Source organism: Pseudotabrizicola alkalilacus (assembly GCF_003443995.1).
In the GTDB taxonomy this organism is placed as follows: domain Bacteria; phylum Pseudomonadota; class Alphaproteobacteria; order Rhodobacterales; family Rhodobacteraceae; genus Pseudotabrizicola; species Pseudotabrizicola alkalilacus.
In genome coordinates this window covers 25,948-46,463 of sequence record NZ_QWEY01000015.1, presented here as the reverse complement: position 1 = coordinate 46,463, position 20,516 = coordinate 25,948, and the positions used below count along the sequence as shown (strand labels likewise).

Annotated in this window: 13 protein-coding genes; 3 read left to right on the top strand and 10 right to left on the bottom strand. The window is 62.5% G+C overall.

The window, feature by feature from the left end; all coding sequences use genetic code 11:
- Positions 1–47 precede the first annotated feature (47 nt).
- Together D1012_RS19765 and D1012_RS23195 are read right to left on the bottom strand one after the other, a co-directional pair.
- On the bottom strand, positions 48–575 hold the full coding sequence (locus tag D1012_RS19765) for a hypothetical protein (protein WP_118155852.1): 528 nt from the start codon (positions 573–575) through the stop codon (positions 48–50).
- A gap of 459 nt (positions 576–1,034) precedes the next feature.
- Positions 1,035–3,173, bottom strand: a complete 2,139-nt coding sequence (locus D1012_RS23195; protein ID WP_158569407.1) for a BapA prefix-like domain-containing protein — start codon at positions 3,171–3,173, stop codon at positions 1,035–1,037.
- A 269-nt stretch (positions 3,174–3,442) separates the two neighbouring features.
- On the opposite strand from D1012_RS23195, the gene D1012_RS19750 reads away from it, so the two are divergent.
- The 3 genes from D1012_RS19750 (at position 3,443) to D1012_RS19740 (ending at position 7,427) form a co-directional block, all read left to right on the top strand.
- Positions 3,443–5,434, top strand: a complete 1,992-nt coding sequence (locus tag D1012_RS19750; RefSeq protein WP_147335751.1) for a hybrid sensor histidine kinase/response regulator — start codon at positions 3,443–3,445, stop codon at positions 5,432–5,434.
- Positions 5,435–5,566: 132 nt separating this feature from the next.
- Complete coding sequence (locus D1012_RS19745; RefSeq protein WP_118155849.1) at positions 5,567–6,202, top strand: response regulator transcription factor; 636 nt, start codon at positions 5,567–5,569, stop codon at positions 6,200–6,202.
- 4 nt (positions 6,203–6,206) lie between these two features.
- Positions 6,207–7,427, top strand: coding sequence for a glycosyltransferase (locus D1012_RS19740; RefSeq protein WP_118155848.1), 1,221 nt, complete (start codon positions 6,207–6,209; stop codon positions 7,425–7,427).
- Positions 7,428–7,442: 15 nt separating this feature from the next.
- On the opposite strand, the gene D1012_RS19735 is transcribed toward D1012_RS19740, so the two are convergent.
- The 8 genes from D1012_RS19735 to D1012_RS19695 form a co-directional block, all read right to left on the bottom strand.
- A complete protein-coding gene (locus tag D1012_RS19735; RefSeq protein WP_118155847.1) occupies positions 7,443–8,732 on the bottom strand; it encodes a BamA/TamA family outer membrane protein in 1,290 nt (429 codons plus the stop codon).
- A 26-nt stretch (positions 8,733–8,758) separates the two neighbouring features.
- On the bottom strand, positions 8,759–9,931 hold the full coding sequence (locus tag D1012_RS19730; RefSeq protein WP_118155846.1) for a beta-barrel domain-containing protein: 1,173 nt from the start codon (positions 9,929–9,931) through the stop codon (positions 8,759–8,761).
- Positions 9,928–12,090 carry a type I secretion system permease/ATPase gene (locus tag D1012_RS19725; protein WP_118155845.1) on the bottom strand — a complete coding sequence of 721 codons (2,163 nt, stop codon included), beginning with the start codon at positions 12,088–12,090 and terminating at the stop codon, positions 9,928–9,930. Before D1012_RS19725 ends, D1012_RS19730 begins: the two co-directional genes overlap by 4 nt.
- 5 nt (positions 12,091–12,095) lie before the next feature.
- On the bottom strand, positions 12,096–13,385 hold the full coding sequence (locus D1012_RS19720) for a TolC family protein (protein ID WP_233517205.1): 1,290 nt from the start codon (positions 13,383–13,385) through the stop codon (positions 12,096–12,098).
- Between the two features lie 216 nt (positions 13,386–13,601).
- Positions 13,602–16,250 carry a hypothetical protein gene (locus D1012_RS19710; protein WP_147335750.1) on the bottom strand — a complete coding sequence of 883 codons (2,649 nt, stop codon included), beginning with the start codon at positions 16,248–16,250 and terminating at the stop codon, positions 13,602–13,604.
- Between the two features lie 283 nt (positions 16,251–16,533).
- Positions 16,534–18,462 carry a BapA prefix-like domain-containing protein gene (locus D1012_RS19705; RefSeq protein ID WP_158569406.1) on the bottom strand — a complete coding sequence of 643 codons (1,929 nt, stop codon included), beginning with the start codon at positions 18,460–18,462 and terminating at the stop codon, positions 16,534–16,536.
- A gap of 404 nt (positions 18,463–18,866) precedes the next feature.
- The gene (locus D1012_RS19700) at positions 18,867–19,088 is read right to left on the bottom strand and encodes a hypothetical protein (protein WP_118155841.1); all 222 of its coding nucleotides are present in this window, start codon (positions 19,086–19,088) and stop codon (positions 18,867–18,869) included.
- Between the two features lie 604 nt (positions 19,089–19,692).
- Entirely contained in the window at positions 19,693–20,454 is a 762-nt protein-coding gene (locus tag D1012_RS19695) for an IclR family transcriptional regulator domain-containing protein (protein ID WP_118155887.1), read from the bottom strand.
- Positions 20,455–20,516: the final 62 nt, after the last annotated feature.

Here is a 20,516-nt window from a genome sequence, read left to right as displayed (position 1 = left end):
ACGGCAAACACGTCAGTGTCTGAGCGGAGTGGGCCGCGTCTCGCCGTTCAGCATCGGCTGGAGAGGAAATAGGCGTTGTTCTGATAGGCGGCCTGCACACCCTGGGTCAGCGCGGCACTTTGCACCGGGTTTTTCAGGGTCACATCACAGGCGGTCATACGCTCGCAGGTCAAATCGTGGCCGCGCACTTCACTCGACAACAGGATCAACGGCAGAGCGGGCGTCGCCCGTCTCACCTGCATGCAGAAATCCACCGTATCTTCGGTGTCATCCATATAGTCGCCATCCACCAGCATGAAGTCGAGATGGGGCGCATAGCGCCGCAGCCAGTCCATCGGAAGGGGATGGTCGCCAATGATCATCACCGTGGTGCCGACCTTGCGCGCCCATTCCGAGATCACCCGCGAAGAGGCCCCGAACTCCCCCAAAAGGACACAAAGACCTTTAGGGCAAAGCAGCTCCTGCGGAGTGAGCGACAGCTGATGGTCGACCTTTTCGAAGATCACATCAAAGGGTCGGACATGTCGGGTGACCCTGGATTTGTGCAGCGGGGCATCGTGCTGTTGTTTGTACATCCCGGCTCCTCGGAGTGGAAATAATGACCTCTGCCATTAGTATGTACTACTACATACTTTTTATACATATTCCGAGTCAAAAGTTTCTAGTGTGCAAGTTTTTTTTCAGGGCTGGGCTGATCCGTTGCAACGCCGAGCCTGTTGCACGCACGCCCCCCGGATTTCGTATGGCGAACAAAAGCATCTGCTGCCCTTTCATGGAATGGGGGGTCGCAGAAACACATTGTGAGTCCGAGATCATCATCGACCACCAGACCGTCGCCGAAGTGGCCTTGCGGGACGATCTCCGGCTTCCGGATTCACAGCCAACGAGAGAAAAAGGCTAACTCCCGATCTGCCAAGATGGCTTTGCGGGGCAGCAGAGTGCCTTTTCAATACAAGACGCGCGGTCCCCTGGTGGGGGCCGCGCGGTGTGGGGCTCCCGCAGCGGCGGGAGCCCCGGTGGTGTGACCGGGTGGTTCAGGCGGTGGTGTCGTCCAGCCCCCCCAGCAGGCCGTCCGATCCCAGCAATCCGCCGTCGCCTCCCAGCAGACCGCCTCCCAGCAGGCCGCCGCCCAGCAATCCGCCGGTTGCGCCGCCCAGAAGCCCCCCCAGCAGCCCTCCGGATGGCTCACCACCGTCACCCAGCAGGCCCGCGCCGGTCAGCTCGCCGATCAGCCCGTCAGATCCGGTGAGATCCCCCAGCAGACCGTCATCGCCGATCACATCGCCCAGCACGCCGTCGGAGCCGGTCACGTCGCCCAACAGCCCGCTGTTGCCGGTGACATCACCCAGCAGACCCCCATCTGCCACCACCGGATCCAGCACGCCATCACCACCGCCGAGCAGACCGCCCAGCAGCCCGTCATCGCCGCCGAGCAGACCACCGAGCGTGTCGGTCACGCCATCCAGCGGGCCGCCGTCGCCCCCGAGCAGACCGCCCAGCAACCCGTCATCCCCGCCGAGCAGACCGCCGACCGTGTCGGTCACGCCATCCAGCGGGCCGCCGTCGCCACCGAGCAGACCGCCCAGCAACCCGTCATCCCCGCCGAGCAGACCACCGACCGTGTCGGTCACGCCATCCAGCGGGCCGCCGTCGCCCCCGAGCAAGCCGCCCAGCAGCCCGTCATCGCCGCCGAGCAGACCATCCAGCAGGCCGCCCCCGGAGCCCGCGCCCTCGCCGCTGCCCAGAAGGCCGGTGCCGGTCAACTCGCCCAACAGGCCCTCTGATCCGGTCACAGCCCCGAGCAGGCCGTCATTGCCGGTCAACTCTCCCACAAGGCCATCCGAGCCGGTAAGGTCGCCCAGCACCCCGTCATTGCCGGTCACGTCGCCCAGCAACCCGTCATCACCCAGCACCGGATCAAGCAGCCCCTGTTCGGAATCAGGACCGTCGCCCAGCACAGGAACGCCCAGCAGATCGCCGGCAATTCCGCCCAGCAGGCCATCCGCGCCGACAAGATCGCCCAACAGGCCATCCGAGCCGGTGATGTCACCCAAAAGACCGTCATTGCCGGTCACAATCCCCAGCAAACCCTCATCCGCCAGCACCGGATCAAGCAACCCGGCCGTGCCATCCGTCCCATCCGTGCCATCCGTCGGATCAGTGCCATCCGTCGGGTCGGTGCCGTCCGTCGGGTCAGTGCCGTCGGTCGGGTCAGTGCCGTCGGTCGGGTCGGTGCCATCCGTCGGGTCAGTGCCGTCGGTCGGATCGGTGCCATCCGTCGGGTCAGTGCCGTCGGTCGGATCGGTGCCATCCGTCGGGTCAGTGCCGTCGGTCGGATCGGTGCCATCCGTCGGGTCAGTGCCGTCGGTCGGGTCAGTGCCATCCGTCGGATCGGTGCCATCCGTCGGGTCAGTGCCGTCGGTCGGGTCAGTGCCATCGGTCGGGTCGGTGCCGTCGGTCGGATCGGTGCCATCCGTCGGATCAGTGCCATCCGTCGGATCAGTGCCATCGGTCGGGTCGGTGCCGTCGGTCGGGTCAGTGCCGTCGGTCGGGTCAGTGCCATCCGTCGGGTCAGTGCCATCCGTCGGATCGGTGCCATCCGTCGGATCAGTGCCGTCGGTCGGGTCGGTGCCGTCCGTCAGGTCAGTGCCATCCGTCGGGTCAGTGCCATCGGTTGGATCGGTTCCGTCCGTCGGGTCAGTGCCGTCCGTCGGGTCAGTGCCATCGGTCGGGTCGGTGCCATCCGTCGGGTCAGTGCCGTCGGTCGGATCGGTGCCGTCGGTTGGGTCAGTGCCGTCGGTCGGATCGGTGCCATCCGTCGGATCAGTGCCGTCGGTCGGATCGGTGCCACCGCCGCCGCCTGTTGCGATCAGTCCCGCGCCCAGACCCGCAGCGCCGAGCGCAATCATTTCGTCTGTCGCCAGCATACCGGCGCCAAGGCCTGCCTGATCCGCATCCGGCACGGGCCGCACCAGCGTACCGTCAGCAAGGACGACCAGATGCTCTTCGCCATTGGCGGCGGGGTTGTAGAACCCTTGAATGCGGATCGACTCGCCGTTGTTCATCTGCACGATCAGATCATTGCCGGTTTTTACATATTGCTTGATGTCCGCCGGCAGGGCTTGGATCGAGATATTATTGATTGTGCCGGCTTGAAGAGTGCTTTGCGACATTGCTTGCTCCAGTCTGGGGCCCAAGGGGAGGGGGGGCATCGGGAAGTATGGGTCAAGCGATACACTATAGCCAATAGTATGTAAATTGAATACATACTAAAGTTATAAGACATGTATCTTCCAGAGGCCCCACAGCGGCCCCGGCTGAGCCCAAACAGACGATTTCATCTGTGCCGCCCATCAAGGTGGTATTCGCGCAAATTGGAGGGGATACTGAGCTCGAACGCCGATCATCCGCTGCCCCGAGGCGAAAAGAAGGAGATCCGACGGTGCCGCACCGACGCGACAGAGACAGTCAGGAGACAGAAACCGGACCGGCCTTGCCACAAGGCAACCGCAAGGATCTGGCCGATTCCGTGCGCCCCATTCTGCAGGCACTGGCGCGGGTGATCGTGACCGACAGGCGTGCCGTCGCGCTTGCCAACCAGAAGGGCGAAATCCTTCTGGCGAATGTGTCGGCGCAGCGGCTGAACATTGCGCAGTCCGAAGTGCTGTCGCGGTTCAACTGGCCCGATCTGTGTGGGCGGGCGCGGCGGGCGGGCAGCATCGCTGCGACCTGGCAAGAGGGCGATCAGACCTTTGATGGCGAGGTCGTGCATGTGCCGCTTGGCCGCGCCGAAGGGTTCATGCTGCGCCTTTCCGAAAGCGATCAGGAATCCACATGGCTGCGCAATCGCGCCCGGTCGGCCACGCTGATGCGGGTCGCCCATGATTTGCGCACGCCGATCCAATCGCTATTGGCCGCCTCCGATTCGCTGATGCGGCAACAGGGTGACAGGCAGGTTGATCGCGGTGACGGCGGAATAAGACGGGCGGCCGAGCTTGCGCTTGACCATATCAGCAATGTTCTTGCCGTGATCCGGGGCGAACAGAACCTGAAAGGCGGGCAGCCGGACGAAGATTTCCGCATCGCCGAGGAAGTGACCAGCCTGATTGCGATGGTGCAACCCATCGCCAATGCCCGTGCCACCGAAGTCTCTCTGACCGTCGATGCGCCCAAGGATCTGACCCTGCACGGGCCGATCCGCTTTGTGCGCGCGCTGTGCCAGAACCTGATCGACAATTCGGTGAACCACGGCGGCGGGCGGGTGGATCTGCACCTGTCCTGCACGCCGCTTGGTTCTGCCCTTGTCGCCGATGAGACGGGGGACGAGATCTGGCGGATCCGGCTGGAGTTGATGGATGAAGGCGGCGGCCTGCCACCGGCACAACGCGCCCGTCTGGCCGAGGCGCTTGGTCTGCCGGTGGACGACCCCGGCCCGCAAATTGCAACGACGGACAAGCGCCCTTCGGCCGGGCTGAATGTACTGGCGCACGCGTTGCGCCAGTTGGGCGGGCGGATCGAGATTGCGGATCGTGGCCGTGATGGCGCGGCACTGGAGCCGGGCAGCGATGGCCGGGTGATTGGCACACTCTTTACTGTGACCTTCAGCCTGCCACGTGCCGAAACGCGGTCCAGCGTGGCGGCGGTTCCCGACCGCAGCCCCGGTCAGTCCCCGCTGGCCGGGCGGACGATCCTGTTGGTCGAAGACAGCCCGTCAAGCCGCGACTGGCTGACCCACGTGCTGCAGGTCGCAGGGGCCGAGGCCCTGCCCGTCGGCAGCGGGCCGGAAGCCCTCGCACTGCTGTCGCGCCACGACATTGCCGCCCGCGTCGATCTGGTTCTGACGGATGTGACGCTGCCCCGGATGAACGGGATTGAGCTGGCGACACGGCTGCGCGCCGGTGATCCGGCCTCTGCCGTGACATGGAGCGGCAAGGTGGTTGGGCTGACCGCCCATGCAGATGATCGTATCCGCACGGCCTGTCTGCAGGCGGGCATGGTCTGTGTTCTGGAAAAGCCGATCCAGCCGAACACACTCAGCCGCACGCTTGCCAGCATCCTGGACGGCACACCGCTCAAGGTGGCAGCGCCAGCCGCGCCGCCCGCGGCCAAAGTTGCGCTCAATCCCACAGTGGCGGCCGATCTATTCGAACAGATCGGCGTGGATCGCACCCGGACCTTCATGCAACGCGCCCTGTCCGAGGCCCGGTCGGTGCTGGATGACCTTTTGGCCGAAGGCGTCGGGCCGGATACCGGACGCAGGCTGCATGCCGCCACAGGGGCCAGCGGGCTGACCGGCCTGCAACTGGTGGAAAAGCGATTGCGGGACATCGAGCTGAGTGTGAACAGCACGCATGCCGTTCCCGAGGTGCTGTGTGATGCTCTGGCCGCGGCGCTGAATGAGACGCATCAGATGATAGAGGCGTTGTCAGAATGACCCTCTCCCTAATGGCAATGTCAGGCTGTATATTGATGCGAAAGCTGCCAAGGGTCATTGATGCCCAAGCGGAGCAAGATACATACCTGCCCAAACGGATAAAGACACCACGAAGCGCCGAAGGTCATAAAAATGAATGAACAACAGACCGATACGATCAGGCTTCTGATCGCCGATGACCATGCGATGATCCTGGAGATGCTGCAGCTGTATCTGAACGGTGTCTCTGACATCACGGTGGAGACTGTCCCGGATCTGCCGAGTGCCGTCCGCGAGCTTGACAAAAGCGGGCCGTTCGATCTGGTGCTGGTCGATCTGGACATGCCGGGCATGGACGGTCTGTCGGGTCTGTCCAAGGCTCTGGAGCACAATGGTGGCAAACCTGTCGGCATCCTGACCAGCAGCCCCAGCCCACGTGTCGTGGAAGAGGTGATGGCCCTGGGCGGGGCCGGGATCGTGCTCAAGACCGCGTCACTCAAGAACCTGGCGAATGAGATCAGGTTCATGGCGGGGGGTGGGCGCTATCTGCCGATTGAACTGGTGGAAAAACGCCAATCGACCAGCGATGAGTCCGGGACCGGCCTGTCAAAGCGGGAGTTCGGGGTGTTGGAGTTGTTGGCCGAAGGCATGCCGAACCGGGACATCGGCGCGGCCCTGACCTTGGCAGAGCCAACGGTGAAAATGCATGTGAAGTCGATCTGTAAAAAGCTGGGCGTCAGCAACCGCACGCAGGCTGTTATCGCCGCACGCGACAGGAAACTGATCTGAACCCATGACCAGACCCGTCATCGTCTTTGCCGGAGCCGTCTATCCCGGTCAGTTCGGGCACTTGTGCGATTACTTGCGCAAGGTCGGAATGGCCGAGACCTATTTTCTGACCACCCCCGGTCACCGTGAGCGGAACAAGCACCGGGGGGACCATATCCTTGGGTTCACCCCGGATGGCAGCATCGTCGGCAAGACGCAGTATTACTATACGGCCAAGCTGGAACGGTCGGCACGGATCGGCCGGGGTCTGCTGGCGGCGGTGCAGGCGTTTGAGCAGCAGCGCAAGATTGACGTTCTGGTGACGCATTCGCTTTGGGGCACGCCGCACTTTCTGTATGACGAAACCGCCGCAGCGATCGTCAGCTATGTCGAGTTCCCCAGCTACCGCTCCCATGGCTGGGACCCGGCCTATCCGCCCGATCAGGCCCAGCGGATGAGCGACAAGAACATCGAGATGATGCACTACTATCAGGCGCTGCGCAGCGATCTGGTCATCTGCCCCAGTCAGCATGCCAAACGCATGTTCCCCCCCGCGCTGCAAGGCAATATCGAGGTGCAGCTGGAAGGGCTGGATTTCGGCCCCCCGCTGGTGAAAACGCCCGGCACGCCCTTTACCATCGGGTTTACCGCGCGCGATCTGTCGAATGCCAAAGGATTTGATACCTTTGTCCAGATCGCGGATCGCCTGATCCGGCAGGGCATCGAGGCCCGGTTTGTGGCCTTGGGGGAATCGTCCGGGGCGACCTATGGCTATGAACAGCAATGGGTGCAGCGCAAGTACAAGGGCGAGGTCGCCGATTTCTGCGCCCATCTGATGCGCGAATATCCCGCCGTTGCACAGGTCATCGACCTGCCCGGAAAGCTGCCCTATGACGACTATGTTCAGCAGTTGTCAGACATAGACCTGTTTCTCTACCCCCTGCGCTATGGCGTGGCGAACTGGGGGCTGATGGAGATTCTGGGCCGGGGCGGTTGTGTGATTGCGCCGGACCGGGGCTATCCGACAGAACTGATCTGTGACGGCGTGAATGGCACTTTGCTGCCCGATGATCCTGATGTCTGGGTGAATACGGTGCTCGCGTTGAAAGACGACCCTGCGCGCCGGCAACGTCTTGGTCAGGCCGCCCGCATTCTGGGTCAGAACCAGAGCCTGCAGGTGGTCGCGCCGCGCTATATGACCCTGTTCCGGCAGGCGATGGACAATAGAGCACGGCGTGTGACCTGAGGCAGGCCGCCGGGGTCAGAACCGGGCGGCGGCGGAAAGCCCAAAAACCTGGCGCTTGTCGCCGGCGCGTTGCTTGACCGGCGTGGCCACGTAAAGCGAGACCGGCACTTTTGCCACCTCGAAGGTCAGGGAAAGCCCGATGCTGTTGCGGAAATAGGCCGCATCATCAATCGTCCCGCCGAGGGTATTGTCCAGCGACCAGACCGATCCGAAATCCATGAAGACGCCGCCGTAGAACGGGTTGTCCGACTGCACACCAAGCGCACGTCGCACCTCGACCGAGCCGACAACGTAGCGGTTGCCGCCCAGCCTGTCGCCCGCATCGGCAGGGCCCAAGCCGCGCGGCGCAAAGCCACGGAACCCCTCGCCCCCGACAAAGGCACGATCCAGAACGGTTGTCTCATAGTCGCTGCGACCGGCAACAAGCCCGCCCTGAAGGCCGACAAGCAGGGCAGATTTTTCCCCGAGCGCAAAACGCGAACGCGCATCAAGCCGCGTCTCGGCGACACCCGATCCGGTGCCGATGTTCCACACATACTGGTCAAGCCGCACCGAATAGCTTTGTTTGTCCTCTTCCGTGCCATGCGTGTAATCGGCCGCGAAGTGCAGGAATGGTGCGCTGATCGTGCCACGTTCTGCCCGCAGCAGCGGGCTGGCGATGGCGGCCACGTCAAACAGCCGGTGATCCCTGTAACCCAAGCCAAATTCCAGCCGGAGGTCCTCTTGCGGGGTCCAGGCAAGATAGGCTTCGACCAGATCGCGGCGGGTCGAAAAGGACTGGTCGTCAAAGCTGGTGCGTTCCCCCGCAATGTCGAGACCAAAATGCAGCGCAGGCCCAAAGGTTTCCTTGTGATACAGGTTCACCGCGTAGCTGCGATGCTCGCGGTTGTAGCTGCTTTTGATCCCCAGAAACGCGTCTGGAATCAGGTTGAACTGTTCATAGGCCAGCGTTCCGGTCAGGCCATGGTCACTGACCCAGGCCACCCCGACATCAATCCGCCCCGGCCGGGTTTCAACTTCGGTCACGTCAATGACCAGCGCCTCGCCCTGCCCTGCCACCGACACGCGTTCAAACACGCCGGTCGACATCAGGCACTCCTCGACCGAGCGCAGTTGCAGCGCATCAAGATCAATGCCTTGCAGGTCGCCACAGGTCAGGCGGATATCGTCTTCGGGGATGAACTCGGCCCCCCGCACCTCGACGGACTGATACACCCGCCCCATCACGGGCTGCGCAATTGTGGTCAGGCCCGCAAGCAAGGCAAACGGAAAGGCTGCACGGAAAGAGAGGAAAGGCTGGGTCATTTGATACCGATGATTGGCGGGCAGGGTCAGCGCAACTTGGCGCGGAGCAGTGGCCGGGTCAGATAGCTGAGGATGGTTTGCTGGCCGCTTTCAATGTCGACCTGTGCCACCATCCCCGGACGGATCGGGAACTGCTCGCCAAACCGTTCCAGATAGCTTCGGTCGGTCTGGACCATGACTCGGTAAAAGTCCTGTTTGCCCGAGGGGGTATCTTCTTCGACCGTGTCTTCCGAGATCTGCACGACGGTTCCGCGCAGATCGCCGTAGACGGCGAAATCATAGGCGGTGATCTTTACACTGGCTGGCATGTCCGGCGCAATAAAGGCCACATCGCGCGGCAGGATCTTGGTCTCGATCATCAGCTGATCATCAATCGGCGTGATCTCCATGATCGATTCGCCCGACTGCACGACACCGCCCAGCGTCGTGATCGAGATGTTGTTGATCCGCCCCTCGACCGGCGAGCGCACGACGGTCCGCAGAAATTCGTCTTCCTTGCGCACCACCTCTTGTTGCAGACCTGTCAGCTTGGCCCGGCGCTCGGCCAGATCGCGGTAGGCATCCTGCACATAGCCGTTGCGGGCCTCATTGATGCGGCCATCGAGTTCTGCCAGTTTCTGACGCAGTTGCAGCATGTCCAACCGGCTGACCGATCCGCTGGCAGCAAGAGAGGTGGTGATATCCAGCTGCTCCTGAATGGCCGACCGTTCCGCCTCCAGCGCAACCAGTGACGCCTCCAGCCGGGTCCGGCGTGCCGTGAACAGGCGCAGTTCGGTTTGCTGCGTCTCGGTCGGCTCCGCCCCGAAATCGAGGTCTGGCTGCTCCAGCACCTCGGCCTCCAGCCGGGTGACTTCGGCCTCGAGCGCATCAATTTCCGACCGCGCGCCCATGAAAGCGGCGCGCGACCGGGTGGGGTCAAGGGTCGCGATGATCTGACCTTTGGTGACGATATCGCCTTCCTTGACCAGAAGTTCAGACAGGATGCCGCCCTCAAGGCTCTGGATCGTCTGCATCCGGCGCAGCGGCACCACACGCCCGTCGCCACGTGTGATCTTGTCAATCTCGGCAAACCCGGCCCAGACCACGGCAATCAGCACCGACAGACAGACCAGCCGGATCATCCATCGGGACCGCCGGAGCACGTCGCGCCGGTAGCTTCCGTCCAGATGGCTGGTGTCGTAGGCGTCCGCCCCGCTCATGTCACGATCTGAACGGAGGATTGCTGAACCTTGCTGGCCCGTGCGGCATTGAGGATCTGCAACAGATCACCGTCACGGGCAACACGGCCGTCTTTCATCACGATGGCGCGGCGCGTCAAACCCAGAAGTTCGCGTTTGTGGGTGGAAATGATCGCGGTCCGACCTTCGAGCCAGACCCGCAGAAAGGAAATGACCTTGTCTTCGGTGATATGGTCAAAGGCTGCCGTCGGCTCATCCAGCAGAACGATGCGCGGGTCTTGCAGAATGACGCGGGCCAGACCGATGGCCTGCTTTTGCCCGCCAGAGACGTTGGCATTGCTATGGATCTGCAGATCGAGCCCGCGCGAATGGCGGCGGACATAGGTACCCAGACCAACAGCATCCAGCGCCTCCAGCAGATCATCGTCGCTGTGCAGGCCGTGATCCAGCAAAAGGTTGTCGCGCAAGGTGCCCTGAAACAGCGCAACACTTTGCGGCAGATAGCCGATCTGGCGGCGGCGGTCGATCGGGTCGATCTGGCTCAATGCCAGATTGTCGACCAGCACCGCCCCGTCCTGCGGGTCGGTCAGCCCGGCCAACAGGCGCAGCAGCGTGGATTTGCCCGCGCCGTTGCCACCCAGCAGCGCAATTTTCTCACCCTTGGAGAATTTGAGATCCGGGATAATGACGCAGGGGGCCGCTTCGGGATCATGGCGGTACGTCACATCCTCAAGCCGGTAATCGCCCGAGATGTTCGGCGCGCGGACATAATCGCGGTCAGCCGGACGTTCGACCGGCAGTTTCATGATCCCGTCCAACCCCTCCATCGCGGCACGGACATGCTGCCAGCGCGCCAGCAGCCCGGCGACCTGCCCCATGGGTGACAGGGTGCGGCTGGACAGCAAGGTACAGGCGATCAGCCCGCCCACGGTCAGATCACCGGAGCTGATCAGGTAGACACCCACGATGATCACCGCAGCATAGGCAAATTTCTGCACCGCAGCCACGATCTGCGACATGATGTTGGTCAGGTTGCGGGTCTGGATCGCCGTTGTCGCCATTGTCGCCGTCAGCTGCGCATAGGCGCGTTGCAGGCGCCCTTCGGCCCGCGCTGCCTTGACGGTTTCAAGGTTGGACACCGTTTCCAGCAGCAGCCCGTTCAAGGCCGCCGCCTCGCGCGTGTTTTCACGCGAGGCCCGCGCCAGACGGCGCTGCATCAGCAGCCCCGGCAGCACGGTCAGCACAACCGCCGCCACAGTGACAAGCCCCAGCATCGGGCCACCAAGATAGGTCAGAACGCCGACGAAGATGATCACAAAGGGAATGTCACACAACGCGGTCACGGTGCCCGAGGTAAAGAACTCGCGCACGGTAGCAAAATCGCGCACCTGACTGGCAAACACGCCCGTCGATTTGGGTTGATGGGCCAGACGGATGTTCGACACGCGGTCGAACAGCTGGGTCGAAAGCCGCAGATCCAGATCGCGCCCCGACACGTCGATCAAGGACGCGCGCATGATGCGCAGCATGATTTCAAGCACGATGGCGATAGCGACACCGCTGGCCAGAATCCAAAGCGTATCAAAGGCCTGGTTCGGCACCACGCGGTCATAGACCTGCATGGCAAACAGCGCCGAGACAATCGCCAGCAGGTTCGCCGCAAACGATGCGATGATCACATCGCGATAGACAGACCAGTTGTCGAGCACCGGCCCGATGATCCAGTGCCGCCGGGACTCGGGCGCTTTGTCCAGCCGCCCCGATACGATGTCGATGGGTTTTGAAACCAGAATGCGCCCGTCATGACGTGCGTTCAGGTCTTTCAGGCTCCACGCGGCGCGGCCGCCGCCTGTCTCGGGAAGCAGCAGATTGGCCTGATCGCCATGTAGCGATTCAAGAATAACCGTTGTCCCGTCGCGCAGGAACAACAGCACGGGCAGGCTGTGTTCGGGGATAGAAAGCAACGGCTCTGAACTGAGGCGGCAGCTCATGTTGGCCCGGCGCAGGGCCGATGCCGCATGGGACATCGGCAGGGCGTTGTCCTTGCCGCGCGGCAGGCCATCGGTCAGCCGTTCCGCTGATGCCGCAATACCATGGACGCGGCACAACTCTACCAGACCGGTCACCAGCGGGTCCGCTCGGGTTGATCTGGCAGAGGTCTGTTCCCGCGCGATTGTCATCCCTGTCAGCCTTGATTGGAGCTTGCGAGGATCAGAGTGCCGAGCACACCAAGATCAAAAGCCGCACTGTATTCTGTCCGTTTGCGTTCGTCGTAAGTGTCAATCTGATCAACCTGGGCATCGTAAAGATCACGCCCCGTTGTCAGAAGGTCGATCAGTTCGCGCTGACCGCCGACGAATTGCTGTTCATAGTTGTCGAGAACCTGCTGCGCCTGAGACAGCTGATTGCGCTGCGATATCTCGCTTGCGCGCAGCACACGGATCCGCTCAAGCGCACTGCGGACCCCGTTGCCCAGATTGCGACCCACAGCATCCAGATTTGACCGGGCCGCTTCGGCCTGAAGCCGTGCCGACTCGATCTGTCGTCCGGTGATGGCGCCGGCACCAATATCCACGCCCGTTGAAAGCCCGACCGAAGACCGTGTGCGCCCCCGGTCAAGATCTGCCCGCACCTGCGCCTGCAACCGGATGGTGGGCAGCCGGGAGGCGCGCGCCAGGCCGATCTCTGACTCGGCACGTCCCAGCCGGGCATTCGCGGAAATATAGGTCGGAGACAGCCGGATCGCCGATGTGACCGCATCCGGTTTGCGGTAGCGGCCCACAAAATCCAGATCGGCAGGCCTGGAAAGCGTGCCGGGATTGCGCCCCATCAGAAATTCCAGCTGCGCCAGTGCAAGCATACGGTCGCTGCTCAGCTGATCCATCCGCTGTTCGGTTCGGCCAACTTCCAGCCGGGCCCGCGCAACCTCACCGTTATCGCCCCGGCCAGCTGCCAGGCGCGCTTCGGCATGGTCGGCGATACGGCGCGCGAATTCCAGATAGCCTTGCGTCCGGGCAATTTTCTGGTCCAGCACGTCAACGTCGATGTAGTAATTCGACACATCAAGCGTGAGCTCTTCGATCCCCATCTTCAGATCAGCCACCGCAACCACGCGATCCTGCGACGCACTGGCCACCATGCTGCGTACCCGGCCCCAGTCATACAGAACCTGCGACACAGTCAGCGTCACACCCGGCCCGTCAGAGCTGGTGGTGGCGGTATCCGCCGAAAGACTGAGTTGGGGATATTTCTGATCGTTCACCGCCTGAATATCGACAGAGCGGCGGGCAATTTCATGGCGCAAAGCGGTGATACCAGGATCACGTTCAGACGCGATCAGAACCGCTTGCTGCAACGGGGTTTGGGCAAGGGCCGGGGCCGCCACTGCCATCGACAAGCTGACGACAAATACCCGCGCCGGACATTTCAGAAAGGACATGCTCCCGCTGGTCGCTGCGACAAGGCGGGTCGCCATGTCCTTGATCACCAAAGCGCCACAGGTCACGTCAAGTACCTCACGTCGGTTGCAATCGGAACAAAGATGCGGCGTAGAAACATCATTTTGAACACCTGAATTCCCACACAATGATCGTTGAAACCTGCAAAATATCTCCCAAACCCACTGGCGTTAACATTGAAACAACACCATCTGTGCGCGAGTTGCAAGATTAACTCCCCCTTCTGGAGGGCATCAGCGCTGCTCATCTTCAGACCCAGGCAAGCCAAGCCCACCCAAAAGACCCCCACTACCCAAGGTTGAACCCAAAATATCAGCCTCGACAGGCGGTGCGCCAAACAGCGTTTCAAGCGCATCTTCGACGGCCGGTCCGATGTCCAGACCAGACAGATCGCCTTCTACCCCCTCACCATCTGTGGCACTTTCCAAAAGGGCGGCCAGAGGATCAGTGACGCCGCCAAGTGGTCTTTCGCCACTGTCCAGAATCTCGCTCAGCAAGGCATCCAGTTCAGGGTCTGAGTCATCGCTTTCAGAAGTCAGGCCCAACACAGCCTCTTGTGCCAGCGCACCGCTCAACCCCACTTCAAGCATTTCACTCAGAAGCGCGTCTTCGCCGGAAACAACCGCGTCATGATCAAGGTCTGCTAGGTAGTCATCTGACAAAAGCTCATCCAGAACGTCATCCGTCGATGTACTCAGCAGATCTGCCATGTCTTCATGACTGTCCGCCCCGGCCATAAGTGTGCTCTCGCCGATCAGGCCTTCCACGAAACCGTCATCGCCGTCGTCATCCGTCGTCTCATCGACCACGACCGGATCATCCGTAATGATTACAGGGGCCGATACATCACTGGCAGCCGTCACCGGCGCGTTCTGAACCGGTGCAGAGCGGCCGCCACGTCCCCCCAAAATACCACCAAGGACCGTGTCAACGAGCCCACCAACCGGGCCAAGATGATCGAGCACGGGGTTCAGCACTGTGTCCACAACCCCGCCCTCGCCAACGACGGGGGCCAACACGCCACCAAGCGCACCGTCTTCACCAAGAACCGGGTCCAGCGCCCCGCTCAGAATCCCGTCATCGCCGATAATCGGGTCGAGAATGCTGTCAACAATACCCTCTTCGCCAAGGATAGGATCAAGGGCGGGTTCAAGCGCCCCGCCTTCGCCCAGCAGAGGATCGAGTACGCTATCAACAACGCCGCCCTCACCGAGCAACGGGTCGAGCACGGTCTCAACCACGCCACCCTCGCCCAGCAGAGGGTCAAGCACAGTGTCCAGCAAACCGTCTTCACCCAGCAACGGGTCGAGTACCGTCTCAACCACACCACCTTCGCCGAGAAGCGGGTCTAGAACGGTATCAACAACTCCGCCCTCACCGAGCAACGGGTCGAGTACCGTCTCAACCACGCCACCCTCGCCTAGCAGAGGGTCAAGAACGGTGTCCACAACGCCGCCCTCACCCAGCAACGGGTCGAGTACCGTCTCAACCACACCACCTTCGCCGAGAAGCGGGTCTAGAACGGTGTCCACAACGCCGCCCTCACCCAGCAACGGGTCGAGTACCGTCTCAGCCACACCACCTTCGCCGAGAAGCGGGTCTAGAACGGTATCAACAACTCCGCCCTCACCCAGCAACGGGTCGAGTACCGTCTCAACCACACCACCTTCGCCGAGAAGCGGGTCTAGAACGGTATCAACAACTCCGCCCTCACCGAGCAACGGGTCGAGTACCGTCTCAACCACGCCACCCTCGCCTAGCAGAGGGTCAAGAACGGTGTCCACAACGCCGCCCTCACCGAGCAACGGGTCGAGCACGGTCTCAACCACGCCACCCTCGCCTAGCAGAGGGTCAAGAACGGTGTCCACAACGCCGCCCTCACCGAGCAACGGGTCGAGCACGGTCTCAACCACGCCACCCTCGCCTAGCAGAGGGTCAAGAACGGTGTCCACAACGCCGCCCTCACCCAGCAACGGGTCGAGTACCGTCTCAACCACGCCACCCTCGCCCAGCAGAGGGTCAAGCACAGTGTCCAGCAAACCGTCTTCGCCCAGCAACGGGTCAAGAACCCCTTCCATTACCGTCTCTACGACATCAGATACCAAACCATCGCTGCCAAGAATCGGGTCCAGGACCGTGTCGACGATCCCGCCGTCGCCAAGCACCGGACTCAGGATGCCATCAACCAGCCTGCCATCCCCGAGAACCGGTGAAACCACCGTCTCCACCAGATCGCTGTTTTCCGTCGGGCCATCCGCACCAACGCCCGTGCCAATCACCGGCACGACAGCAGGCGCAGGGCTGATACCCGCTTCGACCGCAGTGTGGACAGCGACTGGGGCAGGTGCCAAAGCACCGCCTTGTATCACAGTCGAGGGAACGGAAAGCGGCAGCGTCATGTTTGCCGCAATACGGACCGGCCCTTCACCTGCCCCTTCAAACGCATCCGAGCCAAGCGGTGGCGCGAAAGCCAGAGATGGCCCAGAAGGCCCGGCCTTATCTAGGGCGGCATCCATTGTGATCGCAGCAGAACCGGGCAGATCAACGGCCCCGCCCGCAATGATCACGTGCCCCGGATCAGTGTCCGCTATCGGCGCGATCTCTGCAGGCATGGCCGCAGAAGCGACCGTCGAAAAACTGCCCTCGGACCCGACGGACAGATCACCTTCAGGATCCGTGCGCAGCGCAACTTCGCCGGCATGGGTAGCGCTTTGCATGGCCAAACCGGCACCAACCGCGCTCATCGCGGCCGCCGCACTGAAGCCGCCACCGGTTGAACGCGCCTGACCTTCGGCATCCGCAAGCCGTCGCGGCGGAAGAATATCCGCAGCATCCCCATGTTTTCCGGGGAGATTGGCTGGGCTGGACTTCTGTGCCGTCATGTCGGCTTCCCTAACACTATGCGCGCGGTGCTTGCGCAAGAATCGTACAACGGAGTCGAGAGGGACTCAGTATCACATACTACAGTATGTATTCATCACCGCCAAATGACAATGCCTGCGTGGCCTCATCCATAAAGGATAGGTGCTTCGCTCAAGTGTGATTGCCTGCAAGGAACACCGCCTTTTGGCACGCGCCCTCAATACAAGACGCGCGGTCCCCTGGTGGGGGCCGCGCGGTGGGGCTCCCGCAGCGGCGGGAGCCCCGGTGGTGTGACCGGGTGGTTCAGGCGGTGGTGTCGTCCAGCCCCCCCAGCAGGCCGTCCGATCCCAGCAATCCGCCGTCGCCTCCCAGCAGACCGCCTCCCAGCAGGCCGCCGCCCAGCAATCCGCCGGTTGCGCCGCCCAGAAGCCCCCCCAGCAGCCCTCCGGATGGCTCACCACCGTCGCCCAGCAGGCCCGCGCCGGTCAGCTCGCCGATCAGCCCGTCAGATCCGGTGAGATCCCCCAGCAGCCCATCATCGCCGATCACATCGCCCAGCACGCCGTCGGAGCCGGTCACGTCGCCCAACAGCCCGCTGTTGCCGGTGATATCGCCCAGCAGACCCCCATCTGCCACCACCGGATCCAGCACGCCATCACCACCGCCGAGCAGACCGCCCAGCAGCCCGTCATCGCCGCCGAGCAGACCACCGACCGTGTCAGTCACGCCATCCAGCGGGCCGCCGTCGCCACCGAGCAGACCGCCCAGCAACCCGTCATCCCCGCCGAGCAGACCGCCGACCGTGTCGGTCACGCCATCCAGCGGGCCGCCGTCGCCCCCGAGCAAGCCGCCCAGCAGCCCGTCGTCACCGCCGAGCAGGCCGCCAACCGTGTCAGTCACGCCATCCAGCGGGCCGTTGTCGCCACCGAGCAAGCCGCCCAGCAACCCGTCATCGCCGCCGAGCAGACCATCCAGCAGGCCACCCCCGGAGCCCGCGCCCTCGCCGCCGCCCAGAAGGCCGGTGCCGGTCAACTCGCCCAACAGGCCCTCTGATCCGGTCACAGCCCCGAGCAGGCCGTCATTGCCGGTCAGCCCCCCCAGCAAGCCATCCGAGCCGGTAAGGTCGCCCAGCACCCCGTCATTGCCGGTCACGTCGCCCAGCAACCCGTCATCACCCAGCACCGGATCAAGCAGCCCCTGTTCGGAATCAGGACCGTCGCCCAGCACAGGAACGCCCAGCAGATCGCCGGCAATTCCGCCCAGCAGGCCATCCGCGCCCGCAAGATCGCCCAACAGGCCATCCGAGCCGGTGATGTCGCCCAAAAGACCGTCATTGCCGGTCACAATCCCCAGCAAACCCTCATCCGCCAGCACCGGATCAAGCAACCCGGCCGTGCCATCCGTCCCATCCGTCCCATCCGTGCCATCCGTCGGATCAGTGCCATCCGTCGGATCAGTGCCATCCGTCGGGTCAGTGCCGTCGGTCGGGTCAGTGCCGTCCGTCGGGTCAGTGCCGTCCGTCGGATCGGTGCCATCGGTCGGATCGGTGCCATCCGTCGGGTCAGTGCCATCGGTGGGATCGGTGCCATCTGTCGGGTCAGTACCGTCCGTCGGGTCAGTGCCGTCCGTCGGGTCAGTGCCGTCTGTCGGGTCAGTGCCATCCGTCGGATCGGTGCCATCCGTCGGGTCAGTGCCGTCCGTCGGGTCAGTGCCATCCGTCGGATCGGTGCCATCCGTCGGGTCAGTGCCATCCGTCGGGTCGGTACCATCCGTCGGATCGGTGCCATCGGTCGGGTCGGTGCCATCGGTCGGGTCGGTACCATCCGTCGGGTCAGTGCCATCGGTCGGGTCGGTGCCGTCGGTCGGGTCGGTGCCGTCGGTCGGGTCAGTCAGATCGGCGCCGCCGCCGCCACTGGTCGCAATCAGCCCTGCCCCAAGACCAGCCACGCCAAGAGCCACCAGCTCGTCGGTATCGAGCATGCCCGCGCCGAGCCCTGCCGCAGCTTCGTCCTCATCCGGGACCGGGTTTACAACTTTGCCGTCACCCAGCACCAGAAGATGTGACTCTCCGTTGGCTGTGGGGGTATAAAAGCCCTGGACGAGGATCGAGTCGCCGCTGTTCATCTGCACGACAAGGTCATTGCCCGATTTCATATATTGCTGGACCTCCCCCGGCAGGGCATGAATGGACACATCCTTTATCGTACTAGCCTGAATTACACTTTGTGCCATCGCTTGCTCCAGTCTTAGGCCCCGCAGGGGTATCATGAGGAAGTATGGGTCACGCTCCGCGAACTCATACAATAGTATGTAAGCTAAATGCATACTATTGGATATGTCAACTGAGTCGCGCCGACCCTTGCGCGGGTTGGAGCGCCAAATGCGGTGAAGACCGCGCCCCGCAACACGCAGCCGCCGGTGAGATTCTGACAAACCAGCAGTTCAGAAGGGGTGCCGGAGTTGTCCGAAAAGACACGTGAAGTGGCGAAGGCTTCAGACCGCCCCGCGCGTTTGAAGGGATGACCGACGCGTGCTGGATCTGACCAGCCAACCAGATTGAAATCTGACAAATCTGATGAACCGCCGCGAAATCAAGGCCTGTTTCTACAAAGGGACAAAGCCAAGCGCGGGTTCTTTCAGTCTTTAACGCCGCGCATGCTCGCGCCATTAATAGACTGATATGTGTTGGTATTTTTCCATATTTTGACCTGCTGCCACATGACTGAAAGTGCAACCAGCGTCGTGCCGCCTGCGGGATAGAACAGCAGTGAGGCCCAGAACGGCACCCCGAGAAGAAGCCCTGCGCAAAAGCCCAGCAGCCCCCCGATTGCGGCGATCAACACATATGCAGCAATCATGACCGCTCTCCCTTTCATCTTTTTACGTGAACGGCGGCACAAAACGTCGCAGCCGATCTGATGTTCCGTCCAGGACCTCAACCTCGCCTCACGTGTAGCCTGCAGCCCTCAGCTGTGGGATCTCCGTCAAGGCTGTGGCGGGTCGCCTTGCACCGGCCTTGTCACGCGATGAAGCCTGCCAGTCAAAAATACATACTTATGTTGACATCTTACATCATAATGAATGTGCTTTGACCCTGAAGTCAAGCGCCTCCGGCACCCTTTCGGGCTTTGTCCGCGACAAATGCCGTGCCAAGGGCCGGTACGCACTTACAGTGCGCCCGCTCATCTCCACTCTGGCCGGAAAGTCGGGGACTCATCTGCTACATCACCCGAGTCCTGCTGTGCCTGTGGCAAAGGTGTTTACTGTGAACCGGACACGATTACGTTTGCCGTATTCTTTCAGCCAATTATGAATCATTCATTAATGCGCGCGCGATCTGAGGCAGATACCCCACTCTGGCAACCGTGCTGCGTTCCGTAGTGATCCTGCTTCCGCAAGGACATCAACGATCCAAGCTGACGGATCGCAATTGATGCAGTCAGCGTTCGGTTTTGCCTCTGGTCAGCGCAACATCGGGCGCAGGTCCATCTGAACCCGTTGCAACGGCCCCAGATACAGCGCGACAAGCTGCTCCGGTTCGGCATGAATGGCGGCGACGCCAACATTCAGCGCGGCAATCACCCGGCCATGTGCATCAAGCAGCGGGACAGCCAAAGACCGCAACCCCACCTCTACTTCCTGATCAATGATCGCATAGCCCTGCGCCCTCACCTGCGCCAGTTCCGCTATGATCGTCTCTGGTTCGGTGCGCGTGCGGGCCGTGCGGGCCGTCGGAGGATGCGCGGCCAGCAGATCCCAAACCTCCCGCTCGGGCCGGGCGGCCAGCAGCACGCGGCCCATACTGGTGCAATGCGCAGGCAGGCGTGAGCCCGGCATCAACCCGACCGACATCACCTTTTTCTGGGCCGCGCGTGCGACATAGACAATCTCGGCCCCGTCAAGGATCGACACCGAGCTGCTTTGGCCGATCCGGTCCGACAGATCATCCAGCACCGGCTGCACAATCTGTGGCAAGGGCATGGTGGCCAGACAGGCGGTGCCCAACCGCAAAACGCGCGGGGTCAGGGTGAAAAACTTGCCATCCCAGTCGGCATAGCCGTGATGCGCCAGCGTCAGCAGACAGCGGCGCGCGGTGGCCCGGTCCAACCCCGACGCCGCCGAAACCCCGGCAATAGATTGGCGCGGGCGCTCGGCGGTAAAGGTTTCGATTACCGCCAGACCCTTGGCGAGCCCGCCCATGATATCCCGCTCTGCAATGGTCATGGCTGCATCCGCTGTGCGATATGTAAACAAATGCATCATATCGCACAAATTGAGTGGACGGC